This window comes from Rheinheimera sp. A13L, from assembly GCF_000217935.1.
Lineage (GTDB): Bacteria > Pseudomonadota > Gammaproteobacteria > Enterobacterales > Alteromonadaceae > Pararheinheimera.
Genome location: NZ_AFHI01000034.1, coordinates 84,128 through 99,312 on the forward strand (window position 1 = coordinate 84,128; position 15,185 = coordinate 99,312).

Genomic DNA, 15,185 nt, shown 5'->3' on the forward strand with positions numbered 1-15,185 from the left:
GAAAACAAAAGGATTAACCAAAAAAGCATCTGAGAGACTGTACCTTAGTACTATGGTTTGCAGCTTTACTTTCCACCAGACTGAAAAAAAAACACAAGGTTGTTTCTATGCTGAGTTTATTTGGTTTACTGGCGGGACTGGTGTTATTGATAGTACTGACAATGCGCGGCGTGAATCTGTTTATTCTGGCACCGCTGTGCGCTTTGTTTGTCGCTTTATTTAATGGCATCCCATTTTGGCTGGCCGACAACCCGGCCAATTTTGTGCAGGGCTATATGTCAGGTTTTGCTGGTTTTGTCTCCAGCTGGTTTTTAATGTTTTTATTGGGTGCACTTTTTGGCAAGCTGATGGAACACACAGGAGCTGCTGACGCAGTGGCACTTGCTATTGTAAAACGTATAGGCAAACAACGGGCTGTGCTGGCTGTGGTATTGGCCTGTGCTGTTTTGACTTATGGTGGTGTCAGTATTTTTGTGGTGGCTTTTTCCGCTTACCCCATGGCGGTGAGTTTATTTAAAGACGCCAACCTGCCACGGCGCTTTATTCCAGCTACTTTAGGTTTAGGTTCTGTCACTTTTACTATGACATCAGCAGGCTCACCGGAAATTCAAAACTGGATCCCTATTCAATACCTGGGCACCAGCCCTTATGCTGGCTGGGAAGTCAGCATCATAGTGGCTATTTTTATGGCTATTATTGGCTACTGCTGGCTGATGAAGATGATCCAAAGCGCTATGGCCAAAGGTGAAAAATTTGAAGGTCGCGAAGCAGATCCTGTAGTCGGTGACAAAGCTTTACCTCATCCAATGATGGGCATTTTACCTTTGCTGGTGGTGTTGATATTGTCTTATCTGCTGCACGATTCCATGCAACAAGCTGCCTTGATCGTGGCGCTGACAGGCGGTGTCACCACTTTGTATTTGTTAAATCGTAAGTTCTTAACCTCTTTGGGGCAAACTTTGGATCAAGGCGCAACGGGGGCTTTAATTGCAATAGGCAATACAGCCGCAGTAGTGGGTTTTGGTTCTGTCGCTAAGTTAACACCGGCTTTTGCCGCTGTGGTAGACACCATGACGCATTTACCAGGTTCTGAACTGATAGGCGCAGCAGTAGCAGTCAGTATTATTGCCGGTTTAACAGGTTCAGCTTCTGGTGGTCAGGCCATCGCCTTGCCGGAAATAGCCCCAGTGTATTTAGAGCGAGGCGTGGATGCCGAACAGCTGCACCGTGTGGTTGCTATCTCATCCGGCGCTTTAGACTCACTGCCGCACAATGGTTATGTGGTCACTACCATTCGTGCTATCTGTGGTGAAAGCCACCAGAATGCCTACTGGCCTGTGGCTGCTGTGACAGTAGTGGTGCCCACACTTGGTGTGATCATGGCTATTTTCCTGTTCCAATGGTTCTGATCAAAGGCATTTAGAAGGATAACCCAATGAAATTATGGCTTGGATTTATGTTGCTGTGCAGCAGCCTTTTCGCTGCAGCAGAGCTGCCTTTGGTACAAAAACAGCAGTTGGAACTAGAGCGCTTCACCACCCAAAGTGGCGTGGTGTTAAAACAAGTAAAAGCTGGCTGGGAAGCCTATGGCCAACTGAATGCTGATAAATCCAATGTCATTTTAATTACTCATTTCTTTTCCGGCACTTCCCATGCCGCAGGCAAATACCGCGCTACAGACGCAGCACCTGGCTACTGGGATAGTATTATTGGCCCCGGCAAAGCCATAGATACCAATAAATTTTATGTAGTAAGTGTTGATAGTCTGGCCAACCTGAATGCTTTTTCACCCGACGTGATCACCACAGGCCCTACCAGCATCAACCCCGACATAGGTAAGGCTTATGGCTTAACGTTTCCAGTCGTTACCATTCGTGATTTTGTCGAAGTGCAAAAAGCCTTACTGGATAAACTCGGTATTAAAAAACTCTATGCGGTGATTGGCCCTTCGATGGGTTCTTTTCAGGCTATTGAATGGGCCGTCAGTTATCCGGATAAAGTAGAGCGTTTACTGCCCGTGATAGGCACAGCTTATATCGACAGTTTCAGTGCGATACGGCTGGAGCGCTGGGCTCAGCCCATTAAACAGGACCCAAAGTGGCATAAAGGTGCCTATCCCTTAACAGAGCAACCTCAAGGCTTAACCCGGGCTTTGGCATATGTGATTCAGGATGCGTTACACCCGGATTTATTTAACCAAAGCTACCCTGCCCCCACTTTGGATAAAGCCATTCATCAGGACATTCAAAACGAATTACCAGCCTGGGATCAGTTAATGAAAGCGGCTAAGCAGCGTTCAGCCCAAATGGACGCCAATTCGTTGTTGTATTTGGTCAGGGCTTCACAATTATGGCGAGCTGGTATGGGCGACAACTGGCAACAAAAGCTACAAAGCGTAAAGGCCAAAACTCTTTGGTTGCCTGCTACTGGAGATTTATTGCTGACTCCGGCTATGGCAAAACAGAGCAAAGACCAGATGCCTGATGCATTGTATGAAGAAATTTCAGGTCAGGCCGGGCATTTAGACGGGCTATTAAATATTCAGAGTAAAGCAGAACAAATCCGGGCGTTTTTAGCTCAGTAAATTCTTCCATCACTCTTTCTATCCACCCTGTTGAGGTTTGCCTTCCTCTGGTTCAGCTAAAGCTTTGGCTTTAGCTGTTTTTTTATGCAGCACTACTGCGATAACTACACAGGGGTTCTTTTAATTCTGGCGGATGAATGAGTTTATCCAAAGGGCTAACTGTGCCCGCGTAATGCTGACCAATCACATGAGTATAAATTTGAGTGGTTGCCACATCGTTATGCCCAAGCAATTCCTGCACTGTGCGTATGTCATAACCCGATTGCAATAAATGAGTGGCAAATGAATGACGAAACGTGTGGCAATTCACTTTTTTACGAATACCGCTGGCAACGACAGCTGGCTGCAGCGTCTTTCTGATCACACTATCATGCAAATGATGCCTGCAAAGCACTCCTGTCAGCGGGTGAGCACAAAGACAAGTTGAAGGAAACAAATACATCCAACCTGCTTGTCGATATGCAGAAGGGTATTTCCGCCCCAACGCAAAGGGTAAAGATGGGCCAATACCACGCAGATTGTCTTGCTGTTGCAAAGCCAGAGCTTGTTCTATACGTTGCTTCAGTGTGGGCACCAAACTGCGACTAAGCAAAGTTTGCCTGTCTTTTCTTCCCTTGCCGTCTCTGACAGTAATAGATAAATGCTCCAGATCAACATCTTGTACACGCAGGCGTAAACACTCAGAAACCCTTAACCCGCTACCGTACAATAAAGACACTACAAGTAAAGGTAACCCCTTCAGGTGTTGCAATACTGCGGCAACTTCTGCAACAGATAACACGACAGGCAAGCTGCGTTGTTTCACAGCATGCTTAAACCCAAGCTCGCCCAACTCCAGTTTTAAAAACTTGTGGTACAAAAAGACTAACGCATTCAACGCTACTTTTTGAGTGTTCACAGCAACATGCCGCTGATTCGCCAGCCAGCTTAAAAAATTTTTGACCTCTTCAGCCCCCATCTCTTGTGGATGTTTTTTCTGGTGAAACAGAATAAAACTTTTTATCCAATACAAGTAGGAATGCTCTGTACGAATGCTATATCCCCTTAACCGAATGTCTTCAGATACAGCTTGTAAAAAAGCACTTTTAGCCATTTTAAGCTCACCATAAAACATGTATATAAACACAGTATTATTTGTTTTTTTATAAAATCAAGCACGCTTTCTCTGAAATAGCAGGCACAGTTATTTGTTGCTGAACAGGGAAAAACAATCTAATTTAGAGGCTTAGGATGGCAAAGCAAATAAATAACAGGTGGCCAAAAAGGAAATAACGTGCCAGCACGATTTTTCCTTGACCTGGATAAACCTTTTAAAAATAAACTTTGTGGATCAAATAATTAATCGCGGCATGCTAGCTGGTAGAACCAGGCAAAGCGTGCCAGCACAACATACAAATGTTAGCCATTAAGGAAGTATCGTGATGTCACCATGGTTTAGCTTCATAATTTCCTGTCTCGCTCTGTCTGTATCAGGCGTGACAGCGTGGCTGACTTTCTTCCGTAAGGGACGGCTTTTGATGACTCAGCCTACAGTCATATTCTTTGGTCCCGACGGCTCAAAATTCGACAGCAAGAAAAATAAGATTTATCTGCGAACCTTGCTCTATAGCACAGCCAAGCGTGGGCAGGTACTGGAAAGCCTTCATGTAGCGTTGCACCGCAATGAGTCAAAGCAAAACTTTAATATCTGGGTTTACGGTGAGAAAGGAAATTTAAAAAGAGGTAGTGGTCTATTTGTACCGCAGGAAGGCGTTATTTTTGATCATCACTTTTTACTACCCGAAGACGGAGCTAATTTCAATTTCAATTCTGGCGCATACAAACTGACAGTCATTGCTAAGTTGGTCGGGCAATCAACCAAGCACGAATTAGCATCGATTGACCTTTCAATAAGTGAAGCACAAGCGTTGGAACTGGTAAAACCGAGTGCGGGAATATATTTCGATTGGGGCCCTGACCAACAGAGCTACCATTCTCATATAGAAACGAAGCCCGAAGTTGATCCTGATTTTGAGCAGCTTCTGGCAGTCATGGCTAACAAAAAAATGCAGCCGACGCAAAAAGCGCGCGGCTGATTTTGGCGTTAGGCAATTTACGAATTTTGGGGACGTTGAATGAAAAGGTTTCTTCTTTTTGCCAGCATGGCTATTGCTTTGTCCGGGTGCGGTCTATCAACACCAAAGGATGAACAAGTTTGCATTGATCTTCTTAAAGAGGTTGTGTCTAGCCCTGAGGGGCTTGTCATTAATCGTGTCGAGCGCACTGAGGGAAATGCTAGCTTGAATGATATAAGAGAGCTGTACAGCAAGTGGTTTGATGGTGATATTCCGCCAGCAACTCTAAGGCTTCTCGATTTGTATGAGCGCAATAACGTTGATATTTCACAAACATTTGTTAGCCTTGATGCGACATACGATGGCAGAGTCGGTAAAGTACGGGAAAATGTCTTGTGCCGGTACTTGAGTTATGATGATAAAAAAGAGCTTATTTCGTTCACTTTTCAAGGTCAGGACATTGAGCAGCATAAATTCTTAAATCTATTCTTAATGCGGAATAGGCCATCCGGACTAGACTCTAACTACAGAGTTCGTTAGGAGTTCTGTCATGCCATTTGGTATACGAATTAAGCGGCCTAACAATCGCAGGCACGGCGACGGCTTTTTCGTTGCGGCTTCGCCTTCACTACAAAGCCGCGCGTGCTGCGGGCGTTAGCCCAATTCCGGGCATAAGTTAAATCAATGGAGTGAATATGAAACATCTGATTATGGTTTTAGGCATAGTCCTTATAGGCTTTGCTCTGCCAGCCCAGGCAGGCGACGCCAAAAAGATTCTGATCATCGCCTCAAATCTGGAAGATATGGGCGATGCTGATAAGCATGACGCCAGAAATAATCTTTGGGAATACGCACCTCCGTACCATGTCTTTGTTTCTCATGGCTATGCAGTTGATTTTGCTTCTCCAGCCGGAGGAGCTGTGCCGTTTATGATGGACCCTCTCGGTATCAGCAGTTACACAATAAAGTATGAAGGTTTTTTGGACAGGGCTAATAGCTCACTGAATCCGGATCAGGTTAACCCTGAGAATTATGTTGCCGTCTTTATAGGTGGGGGCTACGGGACGCTGTTCGACGTGGCTTCGAATCAAAAGCTACTTGATATAATGGCGAAAATTTATGAAAGCGGTGGAGTGATCGGGAGCAGTGGGCACGGAGCGGGCGCTTTTGCGAATGTAAAACTAAAAAATGGCAAGTTTCTGGTTCAGGGAAAGCGAGTTGCGGGCTTTCCAAATTCGACAGAAGTGGAGAAGGCCTGGGCGAAGCAGGGTACATTGCTGCCATTCCTTGTTGAAGACCAGCTTCGTAAAAATGGGGCTTTAGCAATCAATAAAGGCAATATTGCTGATAAACATGAGGTCATCATTGATGCCCGCATAGTTTCAACAATGTTCTTGCCACCTGCTACATTGGTAGCGAAAGAAATGCTTATCTTGCTTGAGCAAGGCGAAAAGCTTAACAAATCAATACAGTCGGCCGCTAACGCGTCGGCTGGTTGAAGCGTCAGAACTCAAAGGAAAATCTGTGCAAAACATTAAAATTGGCCTGATAGGTGAGCGTGATGATACTGTTCCTGCGCATCAGGGTATCCCTCTTTCACTGCATGGAGCAGCAAAAGCATTAGGTGTTTCTATTGCTTTTGAATGGCTTCCAACCGACCAGATCATCAGTGTTGACTCACTTACCGGATTCGATGGCCTCTGGTGTGTGCCTGCTACGCCTTATCTAAGTATGGACGGCGCACTTCGTGCGATTCAATACGCCAGAGAAAAACAGCTTCCTTTCCTTGGTACATGTGGCGGGTTTCAGCACGCGATCATCGAGTATGCCCGCAATGTCCTTGGCTGGGCCAACGCCGATCATGCTGAATCATCTCCGGACACAGCACTCCCGGTCATTTCACCACTTGCCTGCTCACTGGTTGAAACCAGCGAAAAAGTAACTATTTTTCAGGGCAGTAGCCTTGCAGAAATTTACGGCACCCTTGAAATAGTTGAAGGGTATCGTTGCCGATATGGACTGAATCCAGAATTCAGCCAAGCGCTTCTGAGAGGTCCATTGCGTGGAGCTGCCGATGACTCGACTGGCGAGATACGTGCTGTAGAACTCAGCGGGCATCCCTTTTTCTTTGCCACTCTTTTCCAGCCGGAACGAGCTGCACTGAAGGGTGCAGTATCACCTTTGGTTAGAGCCTTTGTTCAGGCAGGTATCGCATGAGTTCTGACAAGCGCTATCAAAAGCGGTGCTTTCCCCTTAATGAAAGTCTTGGTGTTCAAACCGAACATAGATAGAAAATAGAAATTTAATCAAATGATTAACTCTCAGGCTTTGTATGCTCTTTTTATCTGGTTGCAGCTAAAATCTGGTGTTTTAGCTGCTTGTTCTAAACCGATTAAGCCTTGCCGCTTGCGTGCCATTCCTGTATAAATTTCACTTACAAACAACTGATCTGGTTCAGGTGATCAACGTATGTTTGTACTGCCCCCTTTACAGCTGCGGGCCTTTGCTCCACCCCCTCCACTATTAACCCACTGAGGTGAACCATGACTCTGGTTAGAAAACTTGTTTTTGCTTTCGCTGCTATTGTGGCTTTGGTCACTTTATCCACCTTAATTACGTTAAATCAGCTGACTAAAATGCAGCAAGCTGTTGAACTGAATAACCATACCTTTGAAGTGATCCGCACTACCAACAGATTGTCCGAAGCTTTAGTGAATATACAAACAGGCCAGCGTGGTTTTATTATTACCGCTGATGAAAGCTCATTGCAGCCTTATCAGCTTGGAAAGGCCGAAGCCGAAAAAGATTTAAAAGAGTTATTGCAAAAAACTGCGGATAACCCGGAGCAACAGCAAAGTTTAAAAACTATTCAGAGCCTGTATAACGACTGGCTGACAAAAGCTATTGACCCCAGCATCAGCCAGATGAGAGCTGCAGGCACAGACGCAACAGCTCGTCAGGCGGTACGCGAGTTTATACGTACTGGTATTGGCAGAGAATTTATGGATCAACTTCGTCAGCAAATGGAAACTTTGCAGCAACGTGAACGTGATTTGCTGGAGAGCCGCAGTAAGGATGCAGCTGAAGCCAAAAGTTTTGTTTTCGCTACATCAATTATTGGCGGTCTGGTTATTTTGCTGTTCAGCGTTCTGATCGCCTTGTACTTAAAAAATACCTTACAAAACCGCCTGCAAGTGGCCAAAAATTTAGTTTCTTCAGTGGCAAGCGGCAAGTTGAATAACCAGATTGACAGCAGTGGTGGTGATGAAGTGGCTGAATTACTGCTGGCTTTGGGCAAAATGCAAACTCAGTTGCATCAGCTGATGAGCCAAATCAAATCTGCAGCGGCAGAGTTAAGCGGTGCCAGTTCCACTGTTGCCAGCACTACTGAACAACTGTCCGCTTCAGCAGAAGAACAATCACGGGCTTCTTCCTCTATTGCAGCTGCAGTGGAAGAATTAAGTGTCAGTATCGATTCTGTTTCTGCCAACGCCAGCGAAGCTCAAACTATTGCTGGTCAATCAGGCCAGCAGGCGCAACAAAGCAGCAAAGTAATTAATGACACAGTAGCCAGTATGGAACGTATTGCCCAGGTAGTGCGCTCAGCCTCAGGCCGTATTGAAGAACTGGGTAAACAGTCCGAGCAAATTTCTTCTATTGTCAATGTAATCAAAGGCATAGCTGATCAAACCAACTTATTGGCACTGAATGCCGCTATTGAAGCAGCACGGGCTGGTGAACAAGGCCGTGGTTTTGCGGTGGTCGCAGATGAAGTACGTTTACTGGCGCAGCGCACCACTCAATCGACCACTGAAATTTCCGGCATGATTGACGTCATACTGAATGGCACTGTTGATGCTGTCGGCCAGATGAGTACTGGGGTGGAACAGGTGAATATAGGGGTTGAACTGGCGGGCCAGGCAGGTCAGGCTATTGATATTATCCAGCGCAGCTTCCAGCAAGTCGTCACAGTCATAGAGTCAATTTCACAGTCATTACACGAGCAAAACTCAGCCAGTAACGAAGTGGCAGGTCATATTGAACGTATTGCCACTATGTCAGCGCAAAACAGTGAAGCGACCCGTCACAACAGCGAAGTGGCACATGAACTTCGCACTTTATCCACCGGGCTGAATAACGCTGTGGCTCGTTTTACTTTATAAAGCGGAACTGTCAGGCTCAGAGTGAATGGCTCTGGGCCTGAAACAACACCAGATGATCCAGCTCCAGCCTGATGCCAATGCGGCTTTGCAATCGATGATCGTGGTGGCTCGGCGCTAAACAATACACCTGCTCTGCCCCTTCTAACTCCAGACTATATAAAATATGCGAACCACGAAACGACTTACCCACCACTTTGGCGGTAAAACCACTTTCATCGTCATGCACTATATCGTCCGGCCTGACCAACAGATCCACAGTTGCACCCGATGTAAATTCCGATTCTGTTTGGGTAAAGACACCTAAAGCAGTGCACACTCTGTTATCTGCCAGCACTTCGCCTTTTAATAAAGCGCCGTGACCAACAAAGTCAGCGACAAATCTATTGGCTGGCTGATGGTACAGCTCGTAGGCACTGCCCCACTGCTGCAGTTTGCCATGCTGCATCACGCCTATCTGATCGGCCATCGCAAAAGCTTCAAACTGATCATGAGTCACCATTAAAGCGCTGATGCCACGCTGTTTGATAATGCCACGAATATCCTGTGCCAAAGCTTCACGTAAGTCGGCATCTAAACCAGAAAAAGGCTCATCCAGCAGCAGGACTTCAGGCTCTGGCGCTAATGCACGGGCTAAAGCCACCCGCTGCTGCTGACCACCAGAGAGCTGATGCACATAACGTTCACCTAAAGTGGGCAAACCTACTAAAGCCAACAGATCAGCCACTATCTGTTGCTGCTGTGCTTTTGGCTTTTTCTTTACACCAAAAGCTATATTTTGCGCCACTGTCAGATGTGGAAAGAGCGCAAAGTCCTGAAATACCATACCAATACGGCGCTGTTCAGGATTAATCAACTGATCAGGCTTTGACAGAGCCACACCGGCCAACAGAACAGAGCCCGTTTGTACAGGTTCAAAACCTGCAATAGCTCGTAATAAACTGGTTTTACCGCAGCCTGACGGCCCTAACAAACAGCCTATCTGGCCTTGTTGCAAGGTTAAGCTGACATCTTTGACCACAGTGGCTGGGCCATAAGCTATTGAAACCTGTTCTAATACCAGCATTTACTTTGCACCTCTGTTAGACCTATCCAAAGCACGGGACAGCAGGATCACCGGAATTAAACCTATCAGTACTATGGCAAGGGCAGGCAAAGCCGCGTCGGCCAGCCGTTCGTCTGAAGCCAGCTCGTAAGTACGTACCGACAAGGTATTAAAGTTAAAAGGCCGCAGCAATAAAGTGGCGGGTAACTCTTTTAAAACATCAACAAACACCAGCAATAAAGCACCCAATACCGAAGCTCTGAGTAGCGGTAAATGCACACGTTTTAACACTCCAACCGGGCTTTCGCCTAAACTGCGGGCGGCGTTGTCCATCGAAGGCGTAATTTGCATCAGGCCGGCCTCCACACTATGCAAAGCTACAGCAATAAAACGCACCGTATACGCCAGCACCAGCGCGACCAAAGTGCCGGACAACAATAAACCAGTGCGAATGCCAAATTGCTGCTCTGCCCATAAATCTATCGAGTTATCCAAAGCTGCCAGCGGTAACATCACACCTATAGCTATCACTGTGCCAGGCAAGGCGTAGCCCATAGAAGCGATACGCACAGGCAAAGCTAATGACCAGTGGCCGGATAATCGTTTGGCATAAGCAAAACACAAAGCCAGACTGGCAGTGACTAAAGCTGTTAAAGCCGCAAGAGAGAAGCTATTGATTAAAAGCTGAATAAAACCGGGAGACAATAGCTGATCCAGCCTGTCACTGGCCCAGCCCAGCAGCTGCAACCCAGGTAACACAAAACCCAACAGCACAGGCAATAAACACAGCAATAACAAAGCTAATCCTGCTACACCTGTCAGCGGCTGCCGAGTGGGTTCCTGCTGCTTTTGGCCTTGCTGATAAAACTTCAGTTTGCGTCTGGACCATTGCTCCAGATAAAGCAGCAACAACACAAAACTACACAAGAGCGCCGACAATTGCGCCGCGCCTAGCTGATTGCCCATACCAAACCAGGTGCGGAAAATACCAGTGGTAAAGGTAGTGACGCCAAAATATTGCACTGTGCCATAGTCGGCCAAAGCTTCCATCATCGCCAGCGCTGCTCCGGTTAATATGGCTGGGCGAGCGACAGGCAAAGCCACTTTCCAGAAATGCTGACGTGGTGTTAAACCTAAAGTGCGGCTGGCTTCAAGTAATGAGCCCGATTGCTGACGAAAGGCAGTACGGGCCAGCATATAAACATAAGGATAAAGCACCAGCGACAGCATCAGAATAGCGCCGGGCAAAGAACGGATTTCAGGGAAATAATAATCGCCGTACGACCAGCCAAACCATAGCCGCAGCTGGCTTTGCACAGGCCCGGCAAAGTCCAGCAAACCGGTATAACTGTACGCCATGATATAAGCCGGAATAGCCATAGGCAGCAGCAATAACCACTGCACCACAGAGCGACCGACGAACTGATAACGCGCTACAGTCCAGGCCGTTAAAGTGCCGATGCCAGCGCTTAGCACACCCACACCCAAAGCCAATAGCAAAGAGTTAGTGACATAATCGGCCAGCACAGTATCAAGCAAATGTGCCCAAAGCTCTGGCTGAGGAGTGAACAAAGAGCCAAGCACCACCAGCACGGGCACAGCCAATAGCAAGGCAAACACTGTTACAGTCCGGCTGAATAACGGGCTCGTCAAACGAAATATGTCCTTCTCAAAAAAACGCGACTCTAAGAAAACGTAGGGGCGACCTTAATGGTCGCCCTTCTATAGCTTTAACACTGGGTACTCAGGCTAAATTTATTTCCAGCCCGCTTTGTCCATTACAGTTATTGCTTTGGCGTTCAATTCACCTAAGGTCGACAATTGTAACTGGTCTGCCTTAAATTGCCCAAAAGATTCAAGTCGTTGGCTCCATTTTACCCCCTGAACTACAGGGTACTCGTGGTTCACTTCAGCGTACCAGCTCTGAGCTTCAGGTTTTATCATATATTCCAACAGCTTCACTGCTTCAGTTTTGTTTGGTGCATATTTAGCCACACCAGCGCCCGAGATATTGATATGAGCACCACGGTCCTGCTGATTTGGCCAGAATACCTTTACAGCTTCAGCAGCGGCTTTATCATTAGCGTCATCAAACATGCCACCTAAGTAATAAGTGTTGGCAATGGCAATGTCACAAACACCAGCAGCTGCTGCTTTGATCTGATCGCGGTCACCGCCTTTAGGTGGCTGAGCGAAGTTTTTGACAAAACCATTGGCCCAGGCCTGAGTTTTTTCTTCACCCAACTGAGCTATTAAAGCGGCTACCATCGACTGGTTATAAATATTGTCAGAAGAGCGGATGCAAATTTTTCCTTTCCATTTTGGATCGGCCAAATCTTCGATAGTGCTTAGCTGTTCTGGTTTGACTTTGCCCGGCACGTACATCACAGGGCGAGCGCGCATAGTTAAACCAAACCACTGCTGCTCCGTATGGCGTAAGCTGGCCGGAATAGCGTCGGTCAGTACTTTAGAATCCACTGCCTGTAATAAACCCTGAGTTTCAGCTCGGTATAAACGACCTACGTCCGTACTGATCAACAAATCGGCCGGGCTGTTACGACCTTCACTTTGCATACGGCTGATCAGTTCATCCGGCTTGCCAGTGATCAGGTTTACTTTAATGCCAGTTTCCTGACTGAATTTATCCAGCATTGGCTTAATCAGTTCTTCCTGACGGCCAGAATACACATTCACTTCTGCTGCCTGAGCCAAAGCAGCTGCAGACAAAGCCACTGCAACTAAAGATTTTTGCCACAATTTCATCGGATACTCCGTTGAGGTTCACTGAAAGTTGCCGCAGTATAGCCACAAACAAGAACCATTCTCAAATAACAAAAGCAATTTTGCTGCAAATTGTCGCTTAAAAGGGTTAAAGCGTGGCCGCAGAATTTGGCATCTATAGGGCAAGCTACAAAGAGCAGACGTTGAGCAGATACAGCTTGTAACAATAGTTAGTAAAGATTGAGCTGCGATTTGTTGCTGTGTCAGGAAAACTACTCTAATTTAGACGCTTAAGCTGGCAAGCCCAGACAGACTGCTTTATTTGTTATTCATCCGGAGCTGGTATGGCACCTGAAATACAGGCTAAATTTGCCACCTATCCTGTGCAGGCTCAAAGACAGCTTGAGTATGTTCGCGGTCTGATTTTTACTGTGGCAGCAGAAAATGCCTTGGGTACAGTAGAAGAAAACCTGAAATGGGGAGAAGCCAGCTATCTGGTCAAAGGTGGCAGCCCAATCCGGATAGACTGGAAACCCAAAACCCCGGCTGTGATACAGATCTATTTTCATTGCCAAACCAGCCTGGTTGAAACCTTCAAAGAGATATACAGGGATGAATTTAGCTATGAAGGAAAAAGAGCACTGGTGCTGCCGTTAGATGCGGCGATAAAAAAAGGGCCATTAAGCCATTGTCTGCAGCTGGCATTAAAATACCATAGCCTGAAACACCTTCCGCTACTTGGGGCCTGATAAGTTAAAAGGATATAACAATCAGCATTGCAACAAGCTATCCGTGCTGAATTCACAACAAATTGAACGCATTTGATGGCTGCGTTAGCTATTAAGGACAAAACAAATTGAGTACATGGAAAAACAAAACTGAACTGGCAAACCCAATCGGATTTTGGTTATGTATAGGCCCTGCTATAGGCTCCGGATTAGGAGTCGCTGTGGGACATCTCGCCTTAGGTATAGCTGCTGGCATACTGACGGGCGCGGTTATTGGTTATTTGCAGAAGCACAAGCAATATAAAGCTAAAACTGATAAATGAACCCGGTCAGAAATGAATACGCCCACTCATTTGATCTGGCTGCATAGTGTTACTGCGCTTCACTACAAAGGATCTCAGAAATGAAAAAATATATGGTAATCGAGAAGTTTAAACCCGGTTGTATCGAAGCTAATTATCAAAGATATAACACACAGGGTCGTATGTTCCCTGAGGGCCTGCATTACCTGAATTCCTGGGTCAATAAGGAGCTGAATGTCTGCTACCAACTGATGGAATCCAATGACAGTGAGCTTTTTTATCAGTGGTTTAAGAAATGGGACGACTTTGTTGATTTTGAATTAGTGCCGCTTGATTAATTCAGATCCCGGAAGGAATTCAACCCAACCTGCTGCAAGCAGGGTTATGAGAACCAGCCAGATATTGGAGCATGTTGTTGAAAGACATTGGTAGTTATATTTTGTTTTTGTCCGCTATTGTTGTTGGTGTTTCTTTGGCTTCTCAGGCCGGTGTGAATGCTCAATTCAGAACCGCTTTAGACTCGCCTGTACAAGCTGCATTTCTGTCATTCCTGATCGGCACCTTAGTGCTGGGTGCCATTATTCTGATCCAAAACGATAAATGGTTTTCTCCGGCAGAAGCACTCAACATTCCATGGTGGGCCTGGCTAGGTGGCTTTTTTGGTGCCTTTAATATTGTCATGTCCATTTATCTTGCACCAAAAGTGGGGGCTGTAGCGCTGGCAATCTCAGTTGTCTGTGGCCAGGTTATAGCCTCAATCTTTTACGACCAACAGGGTTTGCTTGGCTATCCTAAAATTGAAATCTCAACCAACCGCATTATAGGTGCGGTGTTTTTAATTATTGGGGTCATTATGGTGTCGAAAAAATAGCTTGTTGCACATAGCTCCAACGCGGCTCTGTGTGCCAGCTGAATAGGATTTTCATTTTTAGCAAGCTTGCCACCGCTAAAGTGATAGAATAGTATCACTTTAGTATTTGCCGGGAGTAGCTCAAATGAAAGTTGAACTCGTTACATCACTTAAACGCCAGGCGACTAAAATTCTCGCTGATCTGCATACATCAAAAGAGCCGGTATTAATCACTGAACATGGCAAGCCATCAGCCTATCTTGTTGACGTGGACGACTATGAATTTATGCAAAAACGTCTTTCGATCCTCGAAGGTATAGCACGGGGAGAGCGAGCTTTAGCAGAGGGTAAAGTAGTAAGTCATTACGCTGCGAAGGACAAAATGTCAAAATGGCTGAAGTGATTTGGACTGAACCTGCCTTATCTGATCTGAATGATATTGCTGACTATATTGCTGTTGAAAACCCTGCTGCAGCGAAACACTTGGTTCAATCCGTTTTTGCTAAAGTCGAACGTCTGGAAATATTCCCTGATTCTGGTCGAATTCCGGCAGGGCTTGAACATCATAACTATCGTGAAGTCGTAGCTAATCCTTGCCGCATTTTTTATAAACACCTTGGTGAAAAAGTCTTTGTTTTGTATGTTATGCGTGAAGAGCGGGATTTACGGAAGTTTATGTTGAGTAGCAAAAACGACTAACAACAGAATCGCGGACTCTATAAATACCACTCAGCTTGCAGT

The 15,185-nt window shown here is 46.1% G+C and carries 17 protein-coding genes; 13 read left to right on the forward strand and 4 right to left on the reverse strand.

Annotated features, from left to right (window positions below; all coding sequences use genetic code 11):
- Positions 1–107: 107 nt before the first annotated feature.
- Positions 108–1,409: a GntP family permease gene (locus tag RHEIN_RS15260; RefSeq protein ID WP_008899874.1), complete on the forward strand. Its 1,302-nt coding sequence runs from the start codon at positions 108–110 to the stop codon at positions 1,407–1,409.
- 26 nt (positions 1,410–1,435) lie between these two features.
- Positions 1,436–2,584, forward strand: coding sequence for an E22 family MetX-like putative esterase (locus RHEIN_RS15265; RefSeq protein ID WP_008899875.1), 1,149 nt, complete (start codon positions 1,436–1,438; stop codon positions 2,582–2,584).
- An 82-nt stretch (positions 2,585–2,666) separates the two neighbouring features.
- Here RHEIN_RS15265 and RHEIN_RS15270 read toward each other — a convergent pair whose 3' ends face one another.
- Positions 2,667–3,677 carry an integron integrase gene (locus RHEIN_RS15270; RefSeq protein ID WP_008899876.1) on the reverse strand — a complete coding sequence of 337 codons (1,011 nt, stop codon included), beginning with the start codon at positions 3,675–3,677 and terminating at the stop codon, positions 2,667–2,669.
- 328 nt (positions 3,678–4,005) lie between these two features.
- Between RHEIN_RS15270 and RHEIN_RS15275 the strand changes: the two genes are divergently transcribed.
- The 5 genes from RHEIN_RS15275 (at position 4,006) to RHEIN_RS15295 (ending at position 8,801) form a co-directional block, all read left to right on the forward strand.
- Positions 4,006–4,659, forward strand: coding sequence for a hypothetical protein (locus RHEIN_RS15275; RefSeq protein WP_008899877.1), 654 nt, complete (start codon positions 4,006–4,008; stop codon positions 4,657–4,659).
- Between the two features lie 39 nt (positions 4,660–4,698).
- Positions 4,699–5,178 (forward strand): hypothetical protein, encoded by a 480-nt coding sequence (locus tag RHEIN_RS15280; RefSeq protein ID WP_008899878.1) that lies wholly within the window; start codon positions 4,699–4,701, stop codon positions 5,176–5,178.
- A gap of 155 nt (positions 5,179–5,333) precedes the next feature.
- Positions 5,334–6,137 (forward strand): type 1 glutamine amidotransferase domain-containing protein, encoded by an 804-nt coding sequence (locus RHEIN_RS15285; protein ID WP_008899879.1) that lies wholly within the window; start codon positions 5,334–5,336, stop codon positions 6,135–6,137.
- Between the two features lie 25 nt (positions 6,138–6,162).
- Entirely contained in the window at positions 6,163–6,855 is a 693-nt protein-coding gene (locus tag RHEIN_RS15290; protein ID WP_008899880.1) for a CTP synthase C-terminal region-related (seleno)protein, read from the forward strand.
- Positions 6,856–7,181: 326 nt separating this feature from the next.
- Complete coding sequence (locus tag RHEIN_RS15295; RefSeq protein WP_008899881.1) at positions 7,182–8,801, forward strand: methyl-accepting chemotaxis protein; 1,620 nt, start codon at positions 7,182–7,184, stop codon at positions 8,799–8,801.
- A 16-nt stretch (positions 8,802–8,817) separates the two neighbouring features.
- On the opposite strand, the gene RHEIN_RS15300 is transcribed toward RHEIN_RS15295, so the two are convergent.
- The 3 genes from RHEIN_RS15300 to RHEIN_RS15310 all read right to left on the reverse strand — a co-directional run bounded on the left by RHEIN_RS15300 (position 8,818) and on the right by RHEIN_RS15310 (position 12,606).
- Positions 8,818–9,864 carry an ABC transporter ATP-binding protein gene (locus tag RHEIN_RS15300; protein WP_008899882.1) on the reverse strand — a complete coding sequence of 349 codons (1,047 nt, stop codon included), beginning with the start codon at positions 9,862–9,864 and terminating at the stop codon, positions 8,818–8,820.
- A complete protein-coding gene (locus tag RHEIN_RS15305; RefSeq protein ID WP_008899883.1) occupies positions 9,865–11,496 on the reverse strand; it encodes an ABC transporter permease in 1,632 nt (543 codons plus the stop codon).
- Positions 11,497–11,598: 102 nt separating this feature from the next.
- Positions 11,599–12,606: a Fe(3+) ABC transporter substrate-binding protein gene (locus tag RHEIN_RS15310; RefSeq protein ID WP_008899884.1), complete on the reverse strand. Its 1,008-nt coding sequence runs from the start codon at positions 12,604–12,606 to the stop codon at positions 11,599–11,601.
- A 302-nt stretch (positions 12,607–12,908) separates the two neighbouring features.
- On the opposite strand from RHEIN_RS15310, the gene RHEIN_RS15315 reads away from it, so the two are divergent.
- The 6 genes from RHEIN_RS15315 to RHEIN_RS15340 all read left to right on the forward strand — a co-directional run bounded on the left by RHEIN_RS15315 (position 12,909) and on the right by RHEIN_RS15340 (position 15,143).
- Positions 12,909–13,313: a DUF1801 domain-containing protein gene (locus tag RHEIN_RS15315; RefSeq protein ID WP_008899885.1), complete on the forward strand. Its 405-nt coding sequence runs from the start codon at positions 12,909–12,911 to the stop codon at positions 13,311–13,313.
- Between the two features lie 107 nt (positions 13,314–13,420).
- Positions 13,421–13,615 carry a hypothetical protein gene (locus RHEIN_RS15320; protein ID WP_040555254.1) on the forward strand — a complete coding sequence of 65 codons (195 nt, stop codon included), beginning with the start codon at positions 13,421–13,423 and terminating at the stop codon, positions 13,613–13,615.
- 80 nt (positions 13,616–13,695) lie between these two features.
- Positions 13,696–13,932, forward strand: a complete 237-nt coding sequence (locus tag RHEIN_RS15325; protein WP_008899886.1) for a DUF3303 domain-containing protein — start codon at positions 13,696–13,698, stop codon at positions 13,930–13,932.
- 71 nt (positions 13,933–14,003) lie between these two features.
- Positions 14,004–14,465: a DMT family transporter gene (locus tag RHEIN_RS15330; RefSeq protein WP_040555255.1), complete on the forward strand. Its 462-nt coding sequence runs from the start codon at positions 14,004–14,006 to the stop codon at positions 14,463–14,465.
- A gap of 124 nt (positions 14,466–14,589) precedes the next feature.
- On the forward strand, positions 14,590–14,847 hold the full coding sequence (locus tag RHEIN_RS15335; protein ID WP_008899888.1) for a type II toxin-antitoxin system Phd/YefM family antitoxin: 258 nt from the start codon (positions 14,590–14,592) through the stop codon (positions 14,845–14,847).
- Positions 14,835–15,143 (forward strand): type II toxin-antitoxin system RelE/ParE family toxin, encoded by a 309-nt coding sequence (locus tag RHEIN_RS15340; RefSeq protein ID WP_008899889.1) that lies wholly within the window; start codon positions 14,835–14,837, stop codon positions 15,141–15,143. Before RHEIN_RS15335 ends, RHEIN_RS15340 begins: the two co-directional genes overlap by 13 nt.
- The last annotated feature ends 42 nt before the right edge of the window (positions 15,144–15,185 follow it).

What these genes read in the sequence shown, in the direction of transcription:
- RHEIN_RS15330 (WP_040555255.1), top strand. Translation starts at nt 14,004, where the DNA reads ATGTTGTTGAAAGACATTGGTAGTTATATTTTGTTTTTGTCCGCTATT.
- RHEIN_RS15310 (WP_008899884.1), bottom strand. Translation starts at nt 12,606, where the DNA reads ATGAAATTGTGGCAAAAATCTTTAGTTGCAGTGGCTTTGTCTGCAGCT.
- RHEIN_RS15260 (WP_008899874.1), top strand. Translation starts at nt 108, where the DNA reads ATGCTGAGTTTATTTGGTTTACTGGCGGGACTGGTGTTATTGATAGTA.
- RHEIN_RS15270 (WP_008899876.1), bottom strand. Translation starts at nt 3,677, where the DNA reads ATGGCTAAAAGTGCTTTTTTACAAGCTGTATCTGAAGACATTCGGTTA.
- RHEIN_RS15280 (WP_008899878.1), top strand. Translation starts at nt 4,699, where the DNA reads ATGAAAAGGTTTCTTCTTTTTGCCAGCATGGCTATTGCTTTGTCCGGG.
- RHEIN_RS15325 (WP_008899886.1), top strand. Translation starts at nt 13,696, where the DNA reads ATGAAAAAATATATGGTAATCGAGAAGTTTAAACCCGGTTGTATCGAA.
- RHEIN_RS15335 (WP_008899888.1), top strand. Translation starts at nt 14,590, where the DNA reads ATGAAAGTTGAACTCGTTACATCACTTAAACGCCAGGCGACTAAAATT.
- RHEIN_RS15285 (WP_008899879.1), top strand. Translation starts at nt 5,334, where the DNA reads ATGAAACATCTGATTATGGTTTTAGGCATAGTCCTTATAGGCTTTGCT.
- RHEIN_RS15265 (WP_008899875.1), top strand. Translation starts at nt 1,436, where the DNA reads ATGAAATTATGGCTTGGATTTATGTTGCTGTGCAGCAGCCTTTTCGCT.
- RHEIN_RS15295 (WP_008899881.1), top strand. Translation starts at nt 7,182, where the DNA reads ATGACTCTGGTTAGAAAACTTGTTTTTGCTTTCGCTGCTATTGTGGCT.
- RHEIN_RS15275 (WP_008899877.1), top strand. Translation starts at nt 4,006, where the DNA reads ATGTCACCATGGTTTAGCTTCATAATTTCCTGTCTCGCTCTGTCTGTA.
- RHEIN_RS15315 (WP_008899885.1), top strand. Translation starts at nt 12,909, where the DNA reads ATGGCACCTGAAATACAGGCTAAATTTGCCACCTATCCTGTGCAGGCT.
- RHEIN_RS15340 (WP_008899889.1), top strand. Translation starts at nt 14,835, where the DNA reads ATGGCTGAAGTGATTTGGACTGAACCTGCCTTATCTGATCTGAATGAT.
- RHEIN_RS15300 (WP_008899882.1), bottom strand. Translation starts at nt 9,864, where the DNA reads ATGCTGGTATTAGAACAGGTTTCAATAGCTTATGGCCCAGCCACTGTG.